Origin of the sequence: uncultured Nocardioides sp. (genome assembly GCF_947489365.1) — a bacterium.
Classification (GTDB): Bacteria; Actinomycetota; Actinomycetes; order Propionibacteriales; family Nocardioidaceae; genus Nocardioides.
Genome location: NZ_CANLDB010000001.1, coordinates 348,230 through 366,294, shown reverse-complemented (window position 1 = coordinate 366,294; position 18,065 = coordinate 348,230). Strand labels below are relative to the sequence as shown.

Below are 18,065 nucleotides of genomic sequence, written 5' to 3'. Positions count from 1 at the left end.
CGGACGTCAGGGGCCCGGGGGCTCCAGCGGCTCCAACACCGTCAGGGTGCCCGCGTCGCCGTCGAGACGGACCGCGGCGCCCAACGGCACCGCCCGGCTGTCGGGGTCGTGGCCCAGCGGCAGGTCGGTGACGACGGGGACCCCGAGCGCCCGCAGCCGCAGGAGGAGGACGTCGCGCGCGACCGTCGGCTCGCCGCACCGGGTGAGCTGACCGACGGCGACGCCGAGGCAGCCCTCCAGCCACCCGGAGCGGCTGAGCTGGGTCAGCGCCCGGTCGAGGCGGTACGGCGCCTCGCCGACGTCCTCGAGCAGCACGACGCGGCCGGCGGCGGGCAGGACGCCGGGGGCGCCGACCCCCGCGGCGAGGACCGTGAGGTTGCCGCCCACGAGCGGTCCGGTGGCCGACCCGCCGGCGCCCGCCCGTCCGACCAGGGTGGGGGCCGACTCCCCGAGGAGCAGGGCCCGCTGGTCCTCGGCGGCGTCCGGGAGCAGGCCCGGCAGGGACGCCACACCGGCCCCGTGGACGCCGCCGAGGCCGAGCCCGGCCCCGAGGGCCTGGTGGAGCGCGGTGACGTCGGAGTAGCCGACCAGCAGCCGTGGGCCGTACCGGGCCGCCGCGTCCGCCATGGCCGGGAGGTCGAGCAGGTCGACGACGCGCTGGCAGCCCACGCCGCCGCGCAGCGCCCACACCGCGGTCACCTCGGGGTCGCACCAGGCCCCGGTGACGGCGCGGGGGCGGGCGGCGTCCGGCCCGGCGTGCCACGTGGTGTCGGCCGGGCCGAGGTCGGCCGGGGGCCGGACCCGCAGCCCCCAGGAGGTGAGCAGCGCCGTCCCCTCGGCGACGCGAGCGGGGTCGGCGGGTCCGGCGGGCGCGACGGCCGCGACGAGGTCGCCCGCCCGCAGCGCGCGAGGCGGCGTCGACGCCGCCGTCCGCGCGGGACTCATCGGACCCGCGACCCCAGGTCGTCGAGCAGCAGCCGCAGGGAGCGCACCAGGGCGCCGTCGACGTACGCGCGGGCGGAGCGGCCGGGTCGGGCCTCGTCGCCGAGGTGGAACTGGCGGACGCCGGCACGGAGCAGCCACGGCACCTGCTCGGCGTGGAGGTCGCCACCCGGCATCAGGACCGCGGCGAGGGAGGCGTCGGCGCGGGCTGCGTCCAGCAGGTCCTCGAACCCCACCCCGAGGCCCCGCGGCGAGCCGGCCGACCAGATGGCGGTCAGCCGTGGCAGGCCGACCAGGCGGCGCAGGGAACGACGCATGTCGAGGGTGGCGTCGACGGCGCGGTGGAAGGTCCACCCCACCTCGGGCAGCCGCGACAGCAGGTGGGCGCAGACGTCGAGGTCGACCTCGAGGTCGGCGTCCAGGAACCCCAGCGCGAGGCCCTCCGCGCCGCGGTCCACGTACTCGGTGCCGAGGCCCACCAGGCGGGCGGCCTCGCCGCCGGTCGTCGTCCAGCCGTCGTTGAGGCGCAGCACCACCCGTACCGGCACGTCGTCGGCCGCGCGGCACACGGCGGTGACGGTGGCGGGCTCGGGCGACAGCTCGCCGTCCCCGGTGAGGAGCAGCCGGTCGGCCCCGCCCTCCAGCGCCCCGGCGACGTCGCGCTCGTGGCGCACCGCCACCTCGAGCAACGGGTCGGCGGCGGTCTCGGACACGTCCGAAGCCTAGGTCGGCCCCCGCCCTCGGGGGTGCTGCCACGCGGTTGGGCCGGGCGTCATGATGGTCAGGTGGAGGACGTGGTGCTGGAGTCCCGTGCGCGGGTGCTGGCGGACCTGGAGGCCAGGCGGATGGCCGACCCGTGGGCCGTCTCCGCCCTCGAGGACGCCGTGGCCTCACGCCGCTGGTGGGTCTCCCAGTGGCCGGAGGGCGCGCAGTACGTCGCGGGGCTCGTCGCCCAGGACGTCCAGGACGCCCTCCTCGACCAGACGGGCCGCTGGCCGCTCTGCGAGGGGTGCGACGACGGCCCGCAGCACCCGCTGCACATCAGCCCCGAGCTGGGCGGCCCGGACCCCGTGTGGGTCTGCGAGGAGTCCGGCGCGGTCGTCGCCCGCCTCGGCGACCTCAGCAAGCTCCGCGACCGGGGCGGGCCCGTCTAGGCCTCGTCGCGCGTGCACGCGCTCCCGGAGATCGAGGTGTGAGGGCCGCCAGGCCCGAGCCACGAGATCCCCCCACCTGAGCAGCGCGCCTGTCACCGGGTCTCGTGGCTCGTCGCCGGCGCTCCTCGCACCTCGACCTCCGGGGTGAGGTGGTCGAGACCGCCTGGCCCAGCAGCTGCGTGTCATCTGTGACGTACTGCGTGGGTCGCAGACGACACCCTGTCGCCAGTCGCCGTAGGACGGTCTCGACGACGCGCGCTCGCTGCGCTCGCGTGCTGCTCGACCAGCGAGAGCTTCCTCAGTCGGTCGAGCAGCAGACTCGCGCCAGCGGGTCCGCGTCGTCGAGACCACGGCCGCCGGTCGCCGTACGACGGCCTCGACGACGCTGGTTCCTGAGCCTGTCGACGGGCGCTGCGCTCGCGTGCTGCTCGACCAGCTGTGCGCCGGTCTCAGTCCTCCGCGGCCGTGCCGTCGAGCTGGCGGGACCAGAAGGTGTAGCGGTCGGCGCGGAACATCGTGCGGGTGACGACGACGGGGCGGCCGGCGACCATGCCGCGGCGGGCGACCCGGAGCACCGGCGCCGCCCGGGAGATCCCGAGCTGGCGGGCCTCCGCGGGGCTGGCCAGGTCCGCGGCGACGGAGTCCTCCGAGGCGACGGGACGCAGCCCCCGCGCCCCCAGGGCGTCGAACAGGCTGGTCGGTGGCCGGGCGGCGTCGAAGTCCGGCAGGGAGGAGGCGGCGAACCAGGAGTCCTCCACGGCGAGGGGACGACCGTCGGCGAGCCGGAGCCGGCGCCAGTGCCACACGGGCTCCCCGTGGCCCACCGCGAGCGCCCGCGCGACGCCCGGGGTCGCCGGGGCCAGGACCGCGTGGAGGGTCTGGGCCTCGGCCAGCATGCCTCGACCGGCCATCTCCTGGCCGAAGCCGCGGAGGCCCTCCGCGGACCCTCGGCGCTCGGCGACGAACGTGCCACGCCCGGGGACCCGCTCGAGGACCCCCTCGCCGACCAGGACGTCGAGCGCCTGGCGCACCGTCATCCTGGCCACCCCGAAGCGGGCCACCAGCTCCCGCTCGGACGGCATGGGCGCGCCGGGGGCGAGCCCGTCGGCGAGGCTACGTACGTACTCCCGGACCTGGACGTGCTTGCAGGAGGCGGCGTCGACCTCCCCGGTCCGTCCGTCGACCCGGGGCGGCCCGGCGGGGGCTCCGGCGAGACGCTCGGGGAGGAGGGAGGTCATAGCGGAAATGTAGGCCGGGCACCCGGGAGATCAGCCGACCTTGCGAGTCTCTTGCGGGTAATCCGAGGGCTTGAGGTTCCCCTCGGTCGCAGACGAACACCTGTTCGATCGAGTGCTACCGTGGCGGCGTGGACTTCCAGGGCTCACTGTTCGCCGCGACCCTCCCGGAACCCGCTCGGGCGCACCGTCGTGCACTGGGCGACGGGGCCTGGATCGACGTGGCACGGTCCTGGTTGGCCGATCCCGACGGCGTCCTCGAGACCCTCGTCCGCGACGTCCCGTGGCGGGCGGAGCGCCGCGAGATGTACGACCGCGTCGTCGACGTGCCCCGGCTCCTGCACACGTACGGCGAGGGTGAGCCGCTCCCCCACCCCTCCCTGACCGCCGCCCGGGAGGCCCTCGACGCGATGTACGCCGAGGAGCTCGGCGAGCGGTTCGCGACCGCGGGCTGCTGCTTCTACCGCGACGGTCGCGACTCCGTCGCCTGGCACGGCGACACGATCGGGCGCGGCTCCACCCACGACACGATGGTCGCCATCGTCAGCGTCGGCGACCCCCGCCGCCTCGCGCTGCGACCACGCGGCGGAGGGCCCTCGACGTCGGTCGAGATGGGCCACGGCGACCTGGTCGTCATGGGCGGCTCGTGCCAGCGGACCTGGGAGCACGCCGTCCCGAAGGCTGCGCACGCCGGGCCGCGCGTCTCGGTGCAGTTCCGGCCGCGCGGGGTCTTCTGAGCCCGACGACCGACGCACGACGCACGACGGCCCGCCACCGCGGACGGTGACGGGCCGGCGTACGAGCTGGTGCTGCTACTTACGGCGGATCAGCCAGATGATCAGGGCGAGGACGCCGAGTCCGCCGGCGAGCTGAGGTCCGTAGGACTTCAGCAGCACCGGGATCACGGTGGCGCCCAGGTCGAGCGCCTCGTCCTCGTCGGCGCGGTGCGACCCGCCCGACGCGCCGGACCCCGCGCTCGGGACCGCGCGGGGCCCCGGGGCGACGGCGTCCTGGGTGTCCGCCCCGGCCCGGGCGTCGGCCGCCGCCGGAGCCGCGGCGGCCGCAGGCGCGGCCGACGTGGCGTCCGCGCCGGAGGCGTCGGCACCGGGCTCGGTCGCCGGGGCCGCGGCGGGCTCCGGCTCAGCGGTGAACTTGCCCTCCAGGCAGTCGACGAACTTGCCGAGCAGCTTGTCCGACACGTCCTGCATCACGCCGCGGCCGAACTGCGCCGGCTTGCCGGTGATCTGCAGGTCGGTCACCACGCTGACCACCGTGGCCGCGGGGCCGGACTCGGTCAGCGTGGCCACGACGTCCGCTCCCGCGGTGCCGTTGCCTCGCTTGTCCTTGCCCTTGGCCTCGATGACCATCTTGTGGGTCGACTCGTCCTTCTCCTTGAACGTGCCCGTGCCGGAGTAGACGAGCGCGATCGGGCCGAGCTTCACCTTCACCGTGCCCTGGAAGGTGTCCCCCTCGACGGAGGTCACCTGGGCACCCGGGAAGCAGGCCCCCACGGACTCGATGTCGTCCAGGACCCGCCAGGTCTCGTCGATCCCGGCGGGCACCGTGAACTCGTGTGTCAGCTGCACCCGATCACGCCCCCGCGGCGGCGAGGACGGCCCGCCGGGTGAGGACGCCGGCGAGGTGACGCCGGTAGTCGGAGTCCCCGTTGAGGTCGGCCGGGGGGTTGGTGCCCTCGGTGGCGTGGGCCGCCGCGGCGGACACCGCCTCCTCGGTCGCCGGCTGACCGACCAGGGCCTGCTCGACCGCGCGGGCGCGGATCGGGGTGTTGCCCATGTTGGTCAGGCCCACCCGGGCCTCGGAGATCGTGCCGCCCTCCGCCTTGACCGCCGCGGCGACCGCGACGATCGGCCACTGGTGGGCGACGCGCACGAACTTCTCGTAGTGCGCCCCCCAGCCCGTGTGCTTCGGGACGCGGACCTCGGTGAGGATCTCGTCCTCGCCGATGGCGGTCTCGAAGAGGTCGACGAAGAACTCGTCGGCGTCGACAGTGCGGGTGCCGCTCGGGCCCGCGATCACGAACTGCGAGCCCAGGGCGATCGCCGGGGCGCCGAGGTCGCCGGCGGGGTCGGCGTGCGCCAGCGCGCCGCCGAAGGTGCCGCGGTGACGGATCTGGGCGTCGGCGAGGTGGTCGACAGCCCGGGAGATCAGCGCGGCGTGCTCGGCGACCAGCGGGTCCTTCTGCACGGCCGCGTGGGGCGTCATCGCGCCGATGACGATCGCGTCACCGTCGTCGCGCACGCCCCGCAGCGCCTCGATCCTGCCGAGGTCGATGATCATCTCCGGGGCGTTGAGCCGCAGCCGCAGCACCGGGAGCAGGCTCTGCCCGCCCGCGATGATCTTGGCGTCGTCTCCGTGCTCGGCCAGCGCGGAGAGCGCCTCCTCGACCGACGTCGGGGCGAGGTAGTCGAACTGTGCGGGGATCATGCGCCCGCTCCTTCCGTGCTGTCGGTGCCGGGCTGGTCGGTGTCGAAGTGCGGCATGGCCGCACCCTCGGTGGAGTCGCCGCCACGACCGGCGCCCTGGATCGCCTTCCACACCCGCTCGGGCGTGCAGGGCATCTGGATGTCGTTGACGCCGAGGTGACGGATCGCGTCGACGACCGATCCGACGACCGCCGGGGTCGAGGCGATGGTGCCCGCCTCGCCGACGCCCTTCGTGCCGAGCGTGTTGGTGATCGACGGGGTCGTGGTGTGGTCGATCTCGTAGTTCATCGTGTCGGCCGAGGTGGGCAGCAGGTAGTCCACGAACGAGCCGGACACCAGCGTGCCGGCGTCGTCGTACACCGCCTCCTCCCACAGCGCCTGCGCGATGCCCTGCACCAGGCCGCCCTGCACCTGGCCCGAGACGATCAGCGGGTTGATGACGTTGCCGATGTCGTCGACGCAGACGTACTTGCGCATCTTCACGGCACCGGTCTCGGTGTCGACCTCCATGGCGCACAGGTGCGTGCCGTGGGGGTAGTTGAAGTTGACCGGGTCGAACGTCGCCTCGGAGTCCAGGCTGGGCTCCATGCCGTCGGGCAGGTTGTGCGCCGTGAACACGGCCGCCGCGATCTCACCGATCGCGAGGCCCTGGTCGGTGCCCTTGACCGAGAAGCGGCCACCCGAGAACTCGATGTCGTCCACCGAGGCCTCGAGCAGGTGGGCGGCGACGGGCTTGGCCTTCTCGACGACCTTGTCTGTGGCCTTGACCAGCGCCTCGCCGCCGACGACCAGCGAGCGCGAGCCGTAGGTGTCGAGGCCCTTGGACGCGATCTGGGTGTCGCCGTGGAGCACCTCGACGTCCTCGAAGGCCACGCCCAGGCGGTCGGCGACGATCTGGCTGAACGCCGTCTCGTGGCCCTGGCCGTGGGCGGAGGCGCCGGTGACGACCTCGACCTTGCCGGTGGCGAGCATCCGCACGGTCGCGGACTCCCAGCCGCCGGCGCCGTAGTTCAGCGACCCGAGCACGCGGGACGGGGCGAGGCCGCACATCTCGGTGAAGGTCGAGATGCCGATGCCGAGCTGGATCTTGTCGCCGGCGTCGCGGCGCTGCTTCTGCTCGGCCCGGAGCTCGTCGTACCCGAACATCTCCAGGGCCCGCTTCGTGGCGGCCTCGTAGTTGCCGGTGTCGTACTCGAGCCCGGCCACCGTGGTGAACGGGAACTCCTCGTGCTTGATCCAGTTCTTCTCGCGCAGCTCGATCGGGTCCATGCCGATCTCGGCGGCGAGCTCGCTCATCATCCGCTCGATGCCGTACGTCGCCTCGGGGCGCCCGGCGCCGCGGTAGGCGTCGGTCCAGGTCTTGTTGGTGAGGACCGTCTGGCAGTTGAACTGGTAGGCCGGGAACTTGTAGATCGCGTTGAACATGAACGCGCCGAGGACCGGCACGCCGCCACCCACGAGGGAGACGTACGAGCCCAGGTCGGCGAGCAGGTCGACCTTGAGGCCGGTGACCGTGCCGTCCTTCTCGGCCGCCAGCGTCAGCTTCTGCCACTGGTCGCGCCCGTGGTGGGCGGAGACCAGGCTCTCGGAGCGGGTCTCGGTGTACTTGACCGGCTTGCCGAGGCGGTTGGCCAGGCAGAAGGTCAGCCACTCCTCGGGCGTGGTCTGCAGCTTGCCGCCGAACCCGCCGCCCACGTCCGGGGCGATGACGCGGATCTTGGACTCCGGCATGCCCGTGGTCGCGGCGAGCGCGAACCGCAGGATGTGCGGGATCTGGGTCGCCGACCACATCGTGACCTGCTCGCCGGTGGGGTCCACGACGGTGGAGCGGGGCTCCATGAACGCCGGGATGAGGCGCTGCTGGCGGAACTCGCGCTCGATGACGACGCCGTCGGTGCGGGCCTTCTCGATGGCCGCGTCGACGTTGCCGCCGGTGCCTGCGCCCTCGGAGTCGAACTGCCAGAACGCCGACTTGTTGGTGCCGAGCTCGGGGTGCGCGAGCACCTCGTCGGCGGCGGCCTTCTTCAGGTCCAGCGCGGCCGGGAGCTCCTCGTAGTCGACGTCGACGAGCTCGGCGGCGTCGCGGGCCTCGGCCTGCGTGCGGGCCACCACGACGGCGACGATCTCGCCGGCGAAGCTGACGCGCTCACCGGCCATCGGGAGGTGGGTGGGGGTGACCTGGTCCTCGGTGATGGCCCAGGCGTTGATCAGCACGCCCTGGCTCTCGCCGAGGTCCGCGGCGGTGAACACGCCGACGACGTTGGTCGCGGCCTTCGCCTGGGTGGTGTCGATCGCGGTGATCGTCGCGTGGGCGAAGGGGCTGCGCACCATCGCGAGGTGCAGCATCCCCGGGAGGGTGATGTTGTCGGTCCAGCGGGTACGACCGGTGATCAGCCGCTGGTCCTCCTTGCGGCGGCGGTCGCGGCCGATCTCGGGTGCGACGTCGGGACGGTCATCGAGCGTGGTCACGCGGTCACTCCTTCGGTCTGCCCGGACGCCTGCTTCACGGCCCGGACGATGTTCTGGTAGCCGGTGCAGCGGCACAGGTTGCCTTCGAGACCCTCGCGGATCTCGGCCTCCGTCGGCTTCGGGTTCTCCTCGAGCAGCGCCACGCTCTGCATGATCATGCCGGGCGTGCAGTAGCCGCACTGGAGGCCGTGGCAGTCGCGGAACGCCTCCTGGACCGGGTGGAGCTCGCTGCCGTTGGCGAGGCCCTCGATGGTCGTGACCTCACCGCCGTCGGCCTGGACGGCGAGGACGTTGCACGACTTCACGCTCGTGCCGTCCATGTGCACCGTGCAGGCACCGCAGTTGGAGGTGTCGCACCCGACGACCGTGCCGGTCTTGCCGAGCTTCTCCCGCAGGTACTGCACGAGCAGCGTGCGGGGTTCGACGTCGTCGGCGACCTTCGCGCCGTCGACCATCATCGTGATCCTGGTCATTCGCACCGCTCCATCCAATGTGACGTGGGTTACCACTGCGCAACCTAGGTCGGTGACGTTGGCGGAAGGTTGGAGGCGTGCGGAGGTGGGGAGACTGCCCACCGTGCTCGTCCTCGTCGCCCTCTGGGTGTCCACGACCCTGCTGCTCACGGCGGTCCTCATGGGACCCGAGCGGTACGTCCGGAAGGTCGTCCGGAACCTCCGCCCGGACGCCGCCGGGCCGACCGAGCGGGGCCACGCCCTGCTCTTCTGGCGCAACCTCGCACTGCTGGTGCTCGTGGCCTCGTTCGCGGTCCTGCGGACCGTCGAGGAGGTGGGGCCGACGACGGACGAGCTCGTCGAGGCGACCGAGCTGGTGACCGACCTCGTCCCGGCCGACGAGCTGGACGGCGGCCGGCTGGAGGCCGAGCTGCGCCTCCTGCTCGGCGACCGGGTCCTGGTCGAGGACGTGTCGGCCTCGCTCCCGGCACCCGTGACGGAGGAGGACTCGGCGGCCGCGACGCCGACGGTCGACCGGACGTCCCTCGAGGTCCGCCGGCTGACGCTGGGCGAGCGCGCCAGCGGGTACGTCGACGACGACTCGCCGCCCTCCCCCGCCGCGTGCGTCGTGGTGGAGCGGACCTCGTACGGCTCGCTCGGCCCCGAGGGGTACGCGCCTCCCGAGGACGCCTACAGCGTGGCGTTCTCCACCGGGCGGTGCGAGCCGGTCGAGTGAGGCCTCAGCGGTCGCGTGCGGCGGCGAGCCGGCCCTTGAGCAGCGGCACCGCCGGGTGGGTGGCCGCGCCCTCGCGGCCCACCACGGCCAGGCAGTGCTCGACCACCTCGGCGTCGTACGGCGCGCGCTCGGCGTAGCGCAGGACCGCGTCGGGGTCGGGGCTGGCGAGGAGGGCCTCGCGGACGGCGACGGCCACGTACTCGGCGAGCTCGGAGAGCGCCGGGGAGTTGGTGCCCGGCAGCAGGTCGCCGCCGTACGCGTCGACGGCCTCGGCGACCCGGCCGCGGCGCAGCAGGGCGAGGACGTGGTCGACGTCGGTGCTCACCGGCATGAGCAGCTTGTAGGGCCGCGACGCGAGCTGGCCACCGACGGCCGAGCGGAGGTGGGAGACCTCGGCCTTGAGGGTGGAGAAGGTGACGCCCTGGTCGCCGTACACGAGGGCGTGGAGCTGCTCGAGGCTCAGGCCCTCGGGGTGGAGGGCGAGCAGCGCGAGGATCTCGGTCTGGCGGCGGTTGAGCAGGAGGCGCTGGCCGTCGAGGCGCACCTCGGCGGTGCCGAGCAGCGTCATCACCAGGCCCGGGTCGTCGGTCTCCTCGGTGGCCGTCGGGTGGTGGGCCGAGTGGGGCAGCGCGGTCTCGATGAGGCGCGCCATCACCCGGGCGGTGGCGAGGCCGATGGGGTGGGTGCGGTCCCAGGTGGTCGAGAGGTCGATGACGCCGAGGTGACGGCCGGTGGCCGGGTCGTGGACCGGCGCGGCCCAGCAGACCCAGTCCTGGACGAGGGGAGCGTAGTGCTCGGCGCTGAACACCATGGAGGGCTCGAGCAGCCGGTTGGCGAGGTCCAGGGCGTTGGTGCCGACGGACTGGTCGTCCCAGCGGCCGCCGGCCACGAAGTTGACGCTCTCGGCCTTGCGGCGCATCACGCGGCCGCCGTACGTCCACAGGACGCGGGTGTGCGGGTCGGTCACGGCGAGCACGAGGTCGCCGTCCTCGGCGGTCCGGCGCAGGTCCGCCTCGACGCGCTCGACCGCGACCTGCAGCGGGGACTCCTTCCACAGCGAGGACGTCTCGTCCTCGTCCGCGAGCGGGGCCTCCCCGATGTCGAGGCTGACGCTGGTGGAGCGCTGCCAGCTGCCGAGGATCTCGGGCCGGACGACGGGCTCGACGGCGTCGCCGTGCTCGACGAAGCGCGACCAGGCGCTGACCGCGGCGAGCCGTCGCTGGGAGAGGTCCGGCGCCCCGGGCGCGAGGTCGGGCATCGAGCTCACAGTCGGCCTCCGGACGCTTGGGACGTGACGCCGCTCACGGTAGCCGACGCCACCCATCCCCTCCACGGGTCGGACGACCGGTGGACCCCGCGCCTGCCGACTCGGCGCCTCTCGGGCGCACCTTCCTGCCGACTCGGCTACCTCGCGGCGTCGGCGTGGATGCGGCCGTCGGTGGCGGCGAGGCGGCGGCCGGTGCCGCCCCAGCGCGCGGCGATGACCTCGGCGGCGATGGAGACGGCGGTCTCCTCGGGGGTGCGGGCGCCGAGGTCGAGGCCGATGGGCGACGAGAGCCGGGCGATCGACTCCTCGGTCAGGCCCTTCTCGCGCAGGCGCTCCAGCCGGTCGTCGTGGGTACGGCGGGAGCCCATCGCGCCGACGTACGCGACCTCGGGCAGCGTGAGGGCGACCTCGAGGAGCGGCACGTCGAACTTGGGGTCGTGGGTGAGGACGGTGATGACCGTGCGGCCGTCGATCCGTCCGGCCTCGACCTCGGCCGTGAGGTAGCGGTGGGGCCAGTCCACGACGACCTCGTCGGCCTCGGGGAAGCGGGTGGCGGTCGCGAAGACGGGGCGGGCGTCGCAGACCGTCACGTGGTAGCCGAGGAAGGAGCCCACGCGGGCCACCGCGGCGGCGAAGTCGATGGCGCCGAAGACCAGCATCCGCGGCTTCGGGGCCAGCGCCCACACGAACACCCGCATCCCCTCGCCGCGGCGCTCGCCGTCGGGGCCGTAGCCGAGGACCTCGCTGCGCCCCTGGGCGAGCAGCCCGAGGGCGTCGTCGCGGACGGCGTCGTCGGCGCGCTCGCTGCTGAACGAGCCCTGCACCGACAGCTCCTCGCCGGGGCCGCCGGGACGCAGGAACATCCGGCGTCCGAGCAGGGCGGGGTCGGGGTGCTCGATCACGGTGGCGACCGCGACGGGCCGACCGGCCGCCACGTCGGCGGCGACGTCGGTGAGCTCGGGGAACGTCGCGCGCGACACCTTCTCGACGTACACGTCGAGGATCCCGCCGCAGGTCAGCCCCACGGCGAAGGCGTCGTCGTCGGACACGCCGTACCGCTGCAGCACGGGCTCGCCCGAGGCGGTGACCTCCTGCGCGAGCTCGTAGACGGCGCCCTCGACGCACCCGCCGGAGACGGACCCGACGGCGGTCCCGTCGGGACCCACCAGCATCGACGCGCCCGGGGGCCGCGGCGCCGACTGGAAGGTCGCGACCACGGTGCCGACCCCGACCTCCTGGCCGGCGTCGTACCACTCCATCAGCTCGTCCAGCACCTCACGCACGGGCGACCACCTCCACCAGCTCCGCGTACGTCGCCAGCGAGTGACCGGCGAGGAAGTCGTCCACGTGCGGCAGGACCGCCTGGACGCCACGCTGCACCGGCTCGTAGCCGGCCTTGCCGCGGTGCGGGTTCACCCACACCACGCGGTGGGCGTAACGGGACAGGCGCGCCACCTGTTCCTCGAGGACGTCGACCTCCCCGCGCTCCCACCCGTCGCTGCAGATCACGACGACCGCCCCGCGGGCCAGCCCGGCGGCGCCCCAGCGGTCGGTGAAGGCCTGCAGGGACTCCCCCAGCCGGGTGCCGCCGGACCAGTCGGGGACGACCTCGCCCGCGGCCTCGATGGCCTTCTTGGGGTCGCGGTGACTGGCTAGGGCGCGGGTGATCCGCGTCAGCCGGGTGCCGACGGTGAAGGCCTCCACGCCGTACGACGCCCCGGGCGGCGTGGCCCCGACGTACCGGTGGGCCAGGCGCAGCAGCGCGTCGGCGTACCCGCTCATGGAGCCGGACACGTCGAGCAGCAGGACGACGCGGCGCGGCCGGCTCGACCGGCGGCGCCACGCGATCCGCCCGGGCTCGCCCATGCGTCGCAGGCTCTCCCGCAGGGTCCGTGACGCGTCCACCTGACCGCGGTGCCACGCCCGGTGCCGAGCCGTACGACGGCGCGGGACGCGGCAGGGCAGCGAGGCGAACATCGCCTCCAGCCGGGCCCGCTCGAGCGGCTCGAGGGTGGCGACGTCGCGGTGCCGGAGGATCTCGACCTCGCTGGCCGCGGCCCGGATCACGTCGTCGTCGCTCGCGCTGCCCTCCCCCGCCTCGGGCTCCTTCTCCGGCAGCTGGCTCACCTGGGGCGCGTTGCTCGCCGCCCGGTCGCGCTGGCGGGGCAGCTCGCCCCGCGGGTCGAACCAGGCGTCGAACACCTCGTCGTGGCGCTCGAGGTCGTCCGGGCCGGCGCACAGCGTCGCCCGCCCGGCGAGCCGGACACCCTCCCGGTCGCCGGCGTCGAGGAGCGAGGCCGCGAGCAGGAACCCGTGGGAGCGGTCGGACGTCACCGGCACCCCGGACGCGCGGACGGCGCGGGTGAACGCGAGCAGCACCTCGTCGCCCGGGTGGCGGACCTCGAGGGGGAGGCCGTCAGCGTCGAGCAGGGGCGCCTCGGGATGCGGCGTGCTCACGCCGCGAGCATCCGGTCCAGGGCCATCTGGACCCGGTCGGTGTCCTCGCGGTACTTCACCAGCGCGCCAACGGTCTGGGCCGCGACCTCGAGGTCGAGGTCGGTGGTGCCGAGCATCTGCAGGGCGCGCGCCCAGTCGAGCGTCTCCGCGACGCCGGGCGGCTTGAGCAGCCCACCCCCCTGGCGCAGGCCCTGCACGACCTCGACGACCTGGCGGGCGAGGGTCTCGGAGACCTCGGGCGCCCGGGACCGGACGATCGCGACCTCCCTCTCCAGGCCGGGGTGGTCGATCCAGTGGTAGAGGCAGCGCCGCTTGAGGGCGTCGTGGAGGTCGCGGGTCCGGTTCGAGGTCAGGATCACGACCGGCGGCACGGCGGCCTTGATCGTGCCGAGCTCGGGGATCGTGACCTGGTAGGTCGACAGCACCTCGAGCAGGAACGCCTCGAACTCGTCGTCGGCGCGGTCGACCTCGTCGACCAGCAGGACGGCGGGGGCCTGCTGCAGCGCGGCCAGCACGGGGCGGGCGAGCAGGAAGCGCTCGTCGTACAGCCCCTCCTCGGCGGCCTGCGCCGACGCGGCCTTCTCGCCGGTCGCCTCGAGCGCGCGGAGGTGGAGGATCTGGCGGGGGAAGTCCCAGTCGTAGAGCGCCTGCGTGGCGTCGATGCCCTCGTAGCACTGCAGCCGCACCAGCGGCAGCTCCAGCGACGCGGCGATCGACTCGGCCAACGACGTCTTGCCGGTGCCGGGCTCGCCCTCCAGCAGCAGCGGACGCTGCATGGCCAGTGCCAGCCAGGCGGTGGTGGCGAGCGAGGTGTCCCCGACGTACCCGGTGGCCTCGAGCCTCGCGCTGAGCTCCTGGACCGATGCGACCTGAGGGGTGACCTGCGGTGCGACAGACATGGGCGTGACTCTAGGTCGGGGAGGTTCGCTCCTGGTTGGTGTCCACGTCAGCACCGCCCGCGAGGTCCCCGCACTCCACCTGCTCGACGTCGCGGACCCGCAGGTAGTCGCGCGCCCCGCGGTCGCCGGAGGCCGCCGCGCGGACGCCGCCCCAGTGGTCGCGGCCGAGCAGGACCGGGTGCCCCGCGGCCCCGTCGTACGCCGCGCGGCGCAGCGTCGTCGGCCCGTACGGCGCCGCGAGGACGCGGGCGACCACGTCGGCGCCGACGTCCGGCAGGTCGACGAGGTGGACCAGCGCCGCGTCGGCGTCGGTGGGGTCCAGCGCCGCGAGGCCGGCGGCCAGGGAGGCGCCCATGCCGTCGGCCCAGTCGTCGGCGACGACGACGTCGACGCCGTCGGGCACGCGGGCGCGGGCCTCGTCGGCGGCGGCGCCGAGGACGACGGTCAGTGGTCCGCACCCGCCGTCGCGGAGCGTGCCGAGGCTGGCGGCGAGCCAGTCGTCGACCAGCGCCTTGGGGCGGCCCATGCGGCGACCGGCGCCGGCGGCGAGGAGCAGTCCGGCGGCGATCACGGGACGGTCCAGGTGACCGGGTCACCGACGGCGATCTCGCCCCCGGCGAGGACGCGGCAGATGGTGCCGGCCCGGCGGCGCAGGGCGTGCTGGGCGTCGGGGCCGATGGTGTCGTCGAGCAGCTTGCAGGGCGCGGCGACGCGCACGACCTCGAGCTGCACCGCGTCCTCGCCGTCCCCGACCGTGATCCGGGTGCCGGGCGCGGTGGGCACCACGCCGTCGGCCAGCGTCAGGTTCCGGCGGGTGAGCTCGCTGGCGATCGGGGCGCCGTACGTCCGCTGCGCCTCGTCGAGCTGGGTGCGCGACTGCAGGGAGACGTGGCGGTGGCGGGTGCCGTGGTAGCGGTCGCCGACGATCCCCCGCTGGGTCTCGACGGTCGCCCGCTCGACGTCCTTCGTGGGCAGCCGCCGGCCCTTGGCGAGGTGGATCGCGGTGATCGTGGTGCTGACCTCGACGTCGAACAGCGCGCTCATGCGTCGCCCATCCGGTTGGTCAGGAACTCGTCGGTGCGCTCGATCATCGACTGCCAGCCGGCGTAGAACGTGTGGCCCTCGCCCGGGTAGGTCTCGAGCTGCGCGTCGGCGCCGGCGCGCCTCAGGGCGCGCTGGGTGTCGTCGGCCCAGACCGGCGGGCAGGTGTCGTCGACCTCGCCGTGGATCGCGAGGACGGGGTCGCTGACCCGGTCGAAGTAGGTCCGCGGCGACAGCTGGCGGTAGGGCTCCGGGTCCTCGGACGGCGGGCCGCCGAGCTCGTCGTAGAGCTCCTGGGCCTCTGCGGGCCGGCCCGGCTCGGTGAACTGCCGCAGGTTGTCGACGTAGTCGGAGCTGACGCTGGCGTGGACGACGGCCGCGTCGACGAGGTCGGGCGCGATCACCAGCGCACTGAGGGTCACGCCGCCGCCCATCGACCGGCCGACCATCCCGAGACGGTCGGCGTCGACGTACGGCTCGCGGGCCAGGGACCGGACGGCGGTCACGGCGTCGCGGGCGTACCCGAGGCGGGACTCGCGGTCGAGGTCGGAGGCCGGGTCGCCGCTGGCGTGGCCGCGGTAGTCGGTGTGGAGGACGGCGTACCCGGCGCGGGCGAGGTAGTCCTGCTCGCGGGCCATGCCCTGGCCCGGCGCGTAGACCGACGGCTCGATGTAGCCGTGGTTGAGCACCACGCCGGGGAACGGCCCGTCGCCGCGCGGTCGCAGCAGGATCCCCGAGACCGTGAGTCCCCTGCTCTCGTAGGTGACCACCGACCGGGTGTAGGCGTCGGTCTCCTCGATCACCTCGCCCTGGCGCAGGCGGCTCCCGTCGAGCTCGCCCCGGGCCTCCTCGCGCATGACCGCGGGCAGGGAGACGGGGCTGTCGACGGGCGGGAGGTCCGGCTCCTCGGGCGGTTCCGGCCGCTCGGCGCTCGGGCTGGGTGACGGCTCGGTGGTCGACGAGGACGAGGGCTCCGGCGACGGGGAGGACTCGGCGGCCGGCTCGGGCTCGGCGCTGCACCCGGTCGCGACCAGGACCAGCCCGGCGAGACCGGCCAGGGGGGTTCGGGGGCGCACGCCGCCAATCTAGGCGGCCGGTCCCCGCGGTCGGCGTGAGAAAGAACGAGACCGCCCCGGCCCGGAGGCCCTCAGGAGACCGGATCGGGCCGTGGGTCTCGTTCTTCGTCACGGCGGGAGGATGGAGGGGTGAGCCGCGACGACGACCTCCTCGCCGGCTGGCGGGCGGCGTGGGCCGAGCAGCCCGTGGGGTGGGACTTCGCGGACCTCGGCGACCGGGTGTCGACCGACTCCCCGCCCTGGTCGTACGACGACCTCGCCCGGGAGGCGCTCGGGTCGAGCCGTGTCGCGGTCGACCTGGGCACCGGCGGCGGCGAGTGGCTGCTCGGCCTGCGCGACGCGTGGCCGGCGACGGTGCACGCGACCGAGGGGTGGGCGCCGAACCTGCCGGTCGCCGCGGCCGCGCTCGCGCCCCACGGCGTCGAGGTCCGGGCGTACGACGCCGAGGCCGGCGACCGGTTGCCGTACGACGGCGGCTCGCTCGACCTGGTGCTGGCGCGGCACGAGGCGTACGACGAGGCCGAGGTGCGCCGCGTCCTGCGCCCGGGTGGGCGGCTGCTCACCCAGCAGGTCGACGGCCACGAGATGGACGACCTGGCCGGGTGGTTCGGCGGGGGCGCGCCGTACCCCGACGTCACCCTCGCGACGCTCACCGCCCGTGCGCAGGAGGCCGGCCTGGTCGTCGAGCGGGCCGAGGACTGGGCCGGGTCGGTCCGCTTCGCGGACGTGACGACGATGCTGGGGTACCTCTCCCGCATGCCGTGGCAGCTCCCCCAGGACTTCAGCGTCGACGCCCACGCCGACACGCTCCGCGCCCTCCACCGCGCCGGCGGGCCGGTCGTCGCCACGACCCGTCGGTTCCTCCTGGAGGCGAGGCGCGGATGAACACCCCCGAGGACAAGACCTGTGCCTCCTGCGGCCGGCGCATCGAGTGGCGCAAGAAGTGGGAGCGCGACTGGGACTCCGTCCGCTACTGCTCAGCGGCCTGCCGCAAGCACGGCGTCACCGCCACCGACGAGGCGCTCGAGTCGACGATCCTGTCCCTGCTGGAGAAGCGGAAGGGCGGGGCGACGATCTGCCCGTCGGACGCCGCCCGCACGGTCTACGAGGGCGAGGACGACGGCTGGCGCGACCTCATGGAACCGGCCCGCCGGGCCGCACGCCGGCTGGTCGCCGCGGGCGAGGTCGAGATCACCCAGAAGGGCTCGGTCGTCGACCCGAGCACCGCGAAGGGCGCGATCCGGATCCGCCGCACGCGGTAGGAGCGCCGGCTAGGACGCCGCAGCGAGCCTGACCAGCATCGCGAGGTCGGCCGAGGCCCGCGGGACGTCGTGGAGCGGGGACACCGCGTGGCTGATCAGCAGCCGCACGGTGCTCTCCACCACCACCTCCGCGACCCGGGGCTCGAGGTCGGGGCCCTTGCGTCGCAGCCAGGCGCCGAACAGCTCGATGCCGTGGACGACGAGGGGCTCGCCCCGGCTGGTGACGAGCGGGAGCAGGCCGTGGTCCTCGTCGTTGCCGCCGAGCACGGCCTGCAGCAGGGGGTTGACCGACACCATCGTGAGGGCGAGCTCGGCGGCCGAGGCGACGACCTCGCCGACGTCGGTGCTCGGGTGGGAGTCGAGCCGCGCGGACACGGCCTCGAAGAAGTCCGCGGTCTCGCGCAGGATCAGCGCCTGGCCGAGCTCGTCCTTCGTGCCGAACTCGGCGTGCAGCGTCTGGCGGCTCGTGCCGACGGCCGCGGCGATCTCGCCCATGCGGACGGCTGCCCATCCGCGGTCGAGGACGCGCGCGCGGGCGGCGTCGAGCGCGAGGTCGCGCATCTCCCGTCGCCGCCCGGACGAGCCGCCTCGTCCGTTGTCGCTCATGGGTCGAAGGTCTACACCAGCGGAC

20 protein-coding genes are annotated in these 18,065 nt (G+C 74.4%); 5 read left to right on the top strand and 15 right to left on the bottom strand.

From position 1 onward, the window contains the following. Nucleotides 1-6: 6 nt before the first annotated feature. Together Q0858_RS01750 and Q0858_RS01745 are read right to left on the bottom strand one after the other, a co-directional pair. Nucleotides 7-945, bottom strand: a complete 939-nt coding sequence (locus Q0858_RS01750; RefSeq protein ID WP_299050407.1) for an LD-carboxypeptidase — start codon at nucleotides 943-945, stop codon at nucleotides 7-9. Then, complete coding sequence (locus tag Q0858_RS01745; protein ID WP_299050405.1) at nucleotides 942-1,655, bottom strand: copper homeostasis protein CutC; 714 nt, start codon at nucleotides 1,653-1,655, stop codon at nucleotides 942-944. Before Q0858_RS01745 ends, Q0858_RS01750 begins: the two co-directional genes overlap by 4 nt. A 72-nt stretch (nucleotides 1,656-1,727) precedes the next feature. Between Q0858_RS01745 and Q0858_RS01740 the strand changes: the two genes are divergently transcribed. After that, nucleotides 1,728-2,096 (top strand): hypothetical protein, encoded by a 369-nt coding sequence (locus tag Q0858_RS01740; protein ID WP_299050403.1) that lies wholly within the window; start codon nucleotides 1,728-1,730, stop codon nucleotides 2,094-2,096. Nucleotides 2,097-2,545: 449 nt separating this feature from the next. Here the strand turns inward: Q0858_RS01740 and Q0858_RS01735 are convergent, their stop codons facing one another. Beyond that, nucleotides 2,546-3,334, bottom strand: a complete 789-nt coding sequence (locus Q0858_RS01735; RefSeq protein WP_299050401.1) for a GntR family transcriptional regulator — start codon at nucleotides 3,332-3,334, stop codon at nucleotides 2,546-2,548. Nucleotides 3,335-3,480: 146 nt separating this feature from the next. On the opposite strand from Q0858_RS01735, the gene Q0858_RS01730 reads away from it, so the two are divergent. Further along, nucleotides 3,481-4,068 carry an alpha-ketoglutarate-dependent dioxygenase AlkB gene (locus Q0858_RS01730; protein WP_299051724.1) on the top strand — a complete coding sequence of 196 codons (588 nt, stop codon included), beginning with the start codon at nucleotides 3,481-3,483 and terminating at the stop codon, nucleotides 4,066-4,068. Nucleotides 4,069-4,143: 75 nt separating this feature from the next. Here the strand turns inward: Q0858_RS01730 and Q0858_RS01725 are convergent, their stop codons facing one another. Genes Q0858_RS01725 through Q0858_RS01710 form a run of 4 tightly spaced genes read right to left on the bottom strand, consistent with a single transcriptional unit; the run spans nucleotide 4,144 to nucleotide 8,717 of the window. Then, a complete protein-coding gene (locus Q0858_RS01725; RefSeq protein ID WP_299050398.1) occupies nucleotides 4,144-4,917 on the bottom strand; it encodes an SRPBCC family protein in 774 nt (257 codons plus the stop codon). A gap of 4 nt (nucleotides 4,918-4,921) precedes the next feature. Beyond that, on the bottom strand, nucleotides 4,922-5,776 hold the full coding sequence (locus Q0858_RS01720) for a xanthine dehydrogenase family protein subunit M (RefSeq protein WP_299050397.1): 855 nt from the start codon (nucleotides 5,774-5,776) through the stop codon (nucleotides 4,922-4,924). After that, a complete protein-coding gene (locus tag Q0858_RS01715; RefSeq protein WP_299050395.1) occupies nucleotides 5,773-8,244 on the bottom strand; it encodes a xanthine dehydrogenase family protein molybdopterin-binding subunit in 2,472 nt (823 codons plus the stop codon). Before Q0858_RS01715 ends, Q0858_RS01720 begins: the two co-directional genes overlap by 4 nt. Continuing rightward, nucleotides 8,241-8,717, bottom strand: a complete 477-nt coding sequence (locus Q0858_RS01710; RefSeq protein WP_299051721.1) for a (2Fe-2S)-binding protein — start codon at nucleotides 8,715-8,717, stop codon at nucleotides 8,241-8,243. The genes Q0858_RS01715 and Q0858_RS01710 overlap by 4 nt, the downstream gene beginning before the upstream one ends. A gap of 85 nt (nucleotides 8,718-8,802) precedes the next feature. Here Q0858_RS01710 and Q0858_RS01705 point away from each other — a divergent pair, with 85 nt between their 5' ends. Further along, nucleotides 8,803-9,432 (top strand): hypothetical protein, encoded by a 630-nt coding sequence (locus Q0858_RS01705; RefSeq protein ID WP_299050394.1) that lies wholly within the window; start codon nucleotides 8,803-8,805, stop codon nucleotides 9,430-9,432. A gap of 4 nt (nucleotides 9,433-9,436) precedes the next feature. Here Q0858_RS01705 and Q0858_RS01700 read toward each other — a convergent pair whose 3' ends face one another. From Q0858_RS01700 to Q0858_RS01670, 7 genes are all read right to left on the bottom strand, one after another. Next, a complete protein-coding gene (locus Q0858_RS01700; RefSeq protein WP_299050392.1) occupies nucleotides 9,437-10,690 on the bottom strand; it encodes a transcriptional regulator in 1,254 nt (417 codons plus the stop codon). A 146-nt stretch (nucleotides 10,691-10,836) separates the two neighbouring features. Beyond that, the gene (locus Q0858_RS01695; protein ID WP_299050390.1) at nucleotides 10,837-11,982 is read right to left on the bottom strand and encodes an XdhC/CoxI family protein; all 1,146 of its coding nucleotides are present in this window, start codon (nucleotides 11,980-11,982) and stop codon (nucleotides 10,837-10,839) included. Further along, complete coding sequence (locus tag Q0858_RS01690; RefSeq protein ID WP_299050389.1) at nucleotides 11,975-13,156, bottom strand: VWA domain-containing protein; 1,182 nt, start codon at nucleotides 13,154-13,156, stop codon at nucleotides 11,975-11,977. The genes Q0858_RS01695 and Q0858_RS01690 overlap by 8 nt, the downstream gene beginning before the upstream one ends. Next, nucleotides 13,153-14,055 carry a MoxR family ATPase gene (locus Q0858_RS01685; RefSeq protein WP_299050388.1) on the bottom strand — a complete coding sequence of 301 codons (903 nt, stop codon included), beginning with the start codon at nucleotides 14,053-14,055 and terminating at the stop codon, nucleotides 13,153-13,155. The genes Q0858_RS01690 and Q0858_RS01685 overlap by 4 nt, the downstream gene beginning before the upstream one ends. A gap of 10 nt (nucleotides 14,056-14,065) precedes the next feature. Next, nucleotides 14,066-14,626, bottom strand: coding sequence for an NTP transferase domain-containing protein (locus tag Q0858_RS01680; RefSeq protein WP_299050387.1), 561 nt, complete (start codon nucleotides 14,624-14,626; stop codon nucleotides 14,066-14,068). Continuing rightward, nucleotides 14,623-15,099: an MOSC domain-containing protein gene (locus Q0858_RS01675; RefSeq protein WP_299050385.1), complete on the bottom strand. Its 477-nt coding sequence runs from the start codon at nucleotides 15,097-15,099 to the stop codon at nucleotides 14,623-14,625. The genes Q0858_RS01680 and Q0858_RS01675 overlap by 4 nt, the downstream gene beginning before the upstream one ends. Next, nucleotides 15,096-16,172, bottom strand: a complete 1,077-nt coding sequence (locus tag Q0858_RS01670; RefSeq protein WP_299050383.1) for an alpha/beta fold hydrolase — start codon at nucleotides 16,170-16,172, stop codon at nucleotides 15,096-15,098. The genes Q0858_RS01675 and Q0858_RS01670 overlap by 4 nt, the downstream gene beginning before the upstream one ends. 129 nt (nucleotides 16,173-16,301) lie before the next feature. Here Q0858_RS01670 and Q0858_RS01665 point away from each other — a divergent pair, with 129 nt between their 5' ends. Beyond that, entirely contained in the window at nucleotides 16,302-17,057 is a 756-nt protein-coding gene (locus Q0858_RS01665) for a methyltransferase domain-containing protein (RefSeq protein WP_299050382.1), read from the top strand. Beyond that, nucleotides 17,054-17,434: a DUF2256 and DUF3253 domain-containing protein gene (locus tag Q0858_RS01660; protein WP_299050380.1), complete on the top strand. Its 381-nt coding sequence runs from the start codon at nucleotides 17,054-17,056 to the stop codon at nucleotides 17,432-17,434. Before Q0858_RS01665 ends, Q0858_RS01660 begins: the two co-directional genes overlap by 4 nt. Before the next feature lie 9 nt (nucleotides 17,435-17,443). On the opposite strand, the gene Q0858_RS01655 is transcribed toward Q0858_RS01660, so the two are convergent. Continuing rightward, the gene (locus Q0858_RS01655; RefSeq protein ID WP_299050378.1) at nucleotides 17,444-18,040 is read right to left on the bottom strand and encodes a TetR family transcriptional regulator; all 597 of its coding nucleotides are present in this window, start codon (nucleotides 18,038-18,040) and stop codon (nucleotides 17,444-17,446) included. Nucleotides 18,041-18,065: the final 25 nt, after the last annotated feature.

Bases quoted from the DNA above. Each gene is read 5' to 3' on its own strand.
- Q0858_RS01750 (WP_299050407.1), bottom strand. From the start codon at position 945: ATGAGTCCCGCGCGGACGGCGGCGTCGACGCCGCCTCGCGCGCTGCGG.
- Q0858_RS01735 (WP_299050401.1), bottom strand. From the start codon at position 3,334: ATGACCTCCCTCCTCCCCGAGCGTCTCGCCGGAGCCCCCGCCGGGCCG.
- Q0858_RS01720 (WP_299050397.1), bottom strand. From the start codon at position 5,776: ATGATCCCCGCACAGTTCGACTACCTCGCCCCGACGTCGGTCGAGGAG.
- Q0858_RS01710 (WP_299051721.1), bottom strand. From the start codon at position 8,717: ATGACCAGGATCACGATGATGGTCGACGGCGCGAAGGTCGCCGACGAC.
- Q0858_RS01700 (WP_299050392.1), bottom strand. From the start codon at position 10,690: ATGCCCGACCTCGCGCCCGGGGCGCCGGACCTCTCCCAGCGACGGCTC.
- Q0858_RS01685 (WP_299050388.1), bottom strand. From the start codon at position 14,055: ATGTCTGTCGCACCGCAGGTCACCCCTCAGGTCGCATCGGTCCAGGAG.
- Q0858_RS01675 (WP_299050385.1), bottom strand. From the start codon at position 15,099: ATGAGCGCGCTGTTCGACGTCGAGGTCAGCACCACGATCACCGCGATC.
- Q0858_RS01660 (WP_299050380.1), top strand. From the start codon at position 17,054: ATGAACACCCCCGAGGACAAGACCTGTGCCTCCTGCGGCCGGCGCATC.
- Q0858_RS01655 (WP_299050378.1), bottom strand. From the start codon at position 18,040: ATGAGCGACAACGGACGAGGCGGCTCGTCCGGGCGGCGACGGGAGATG.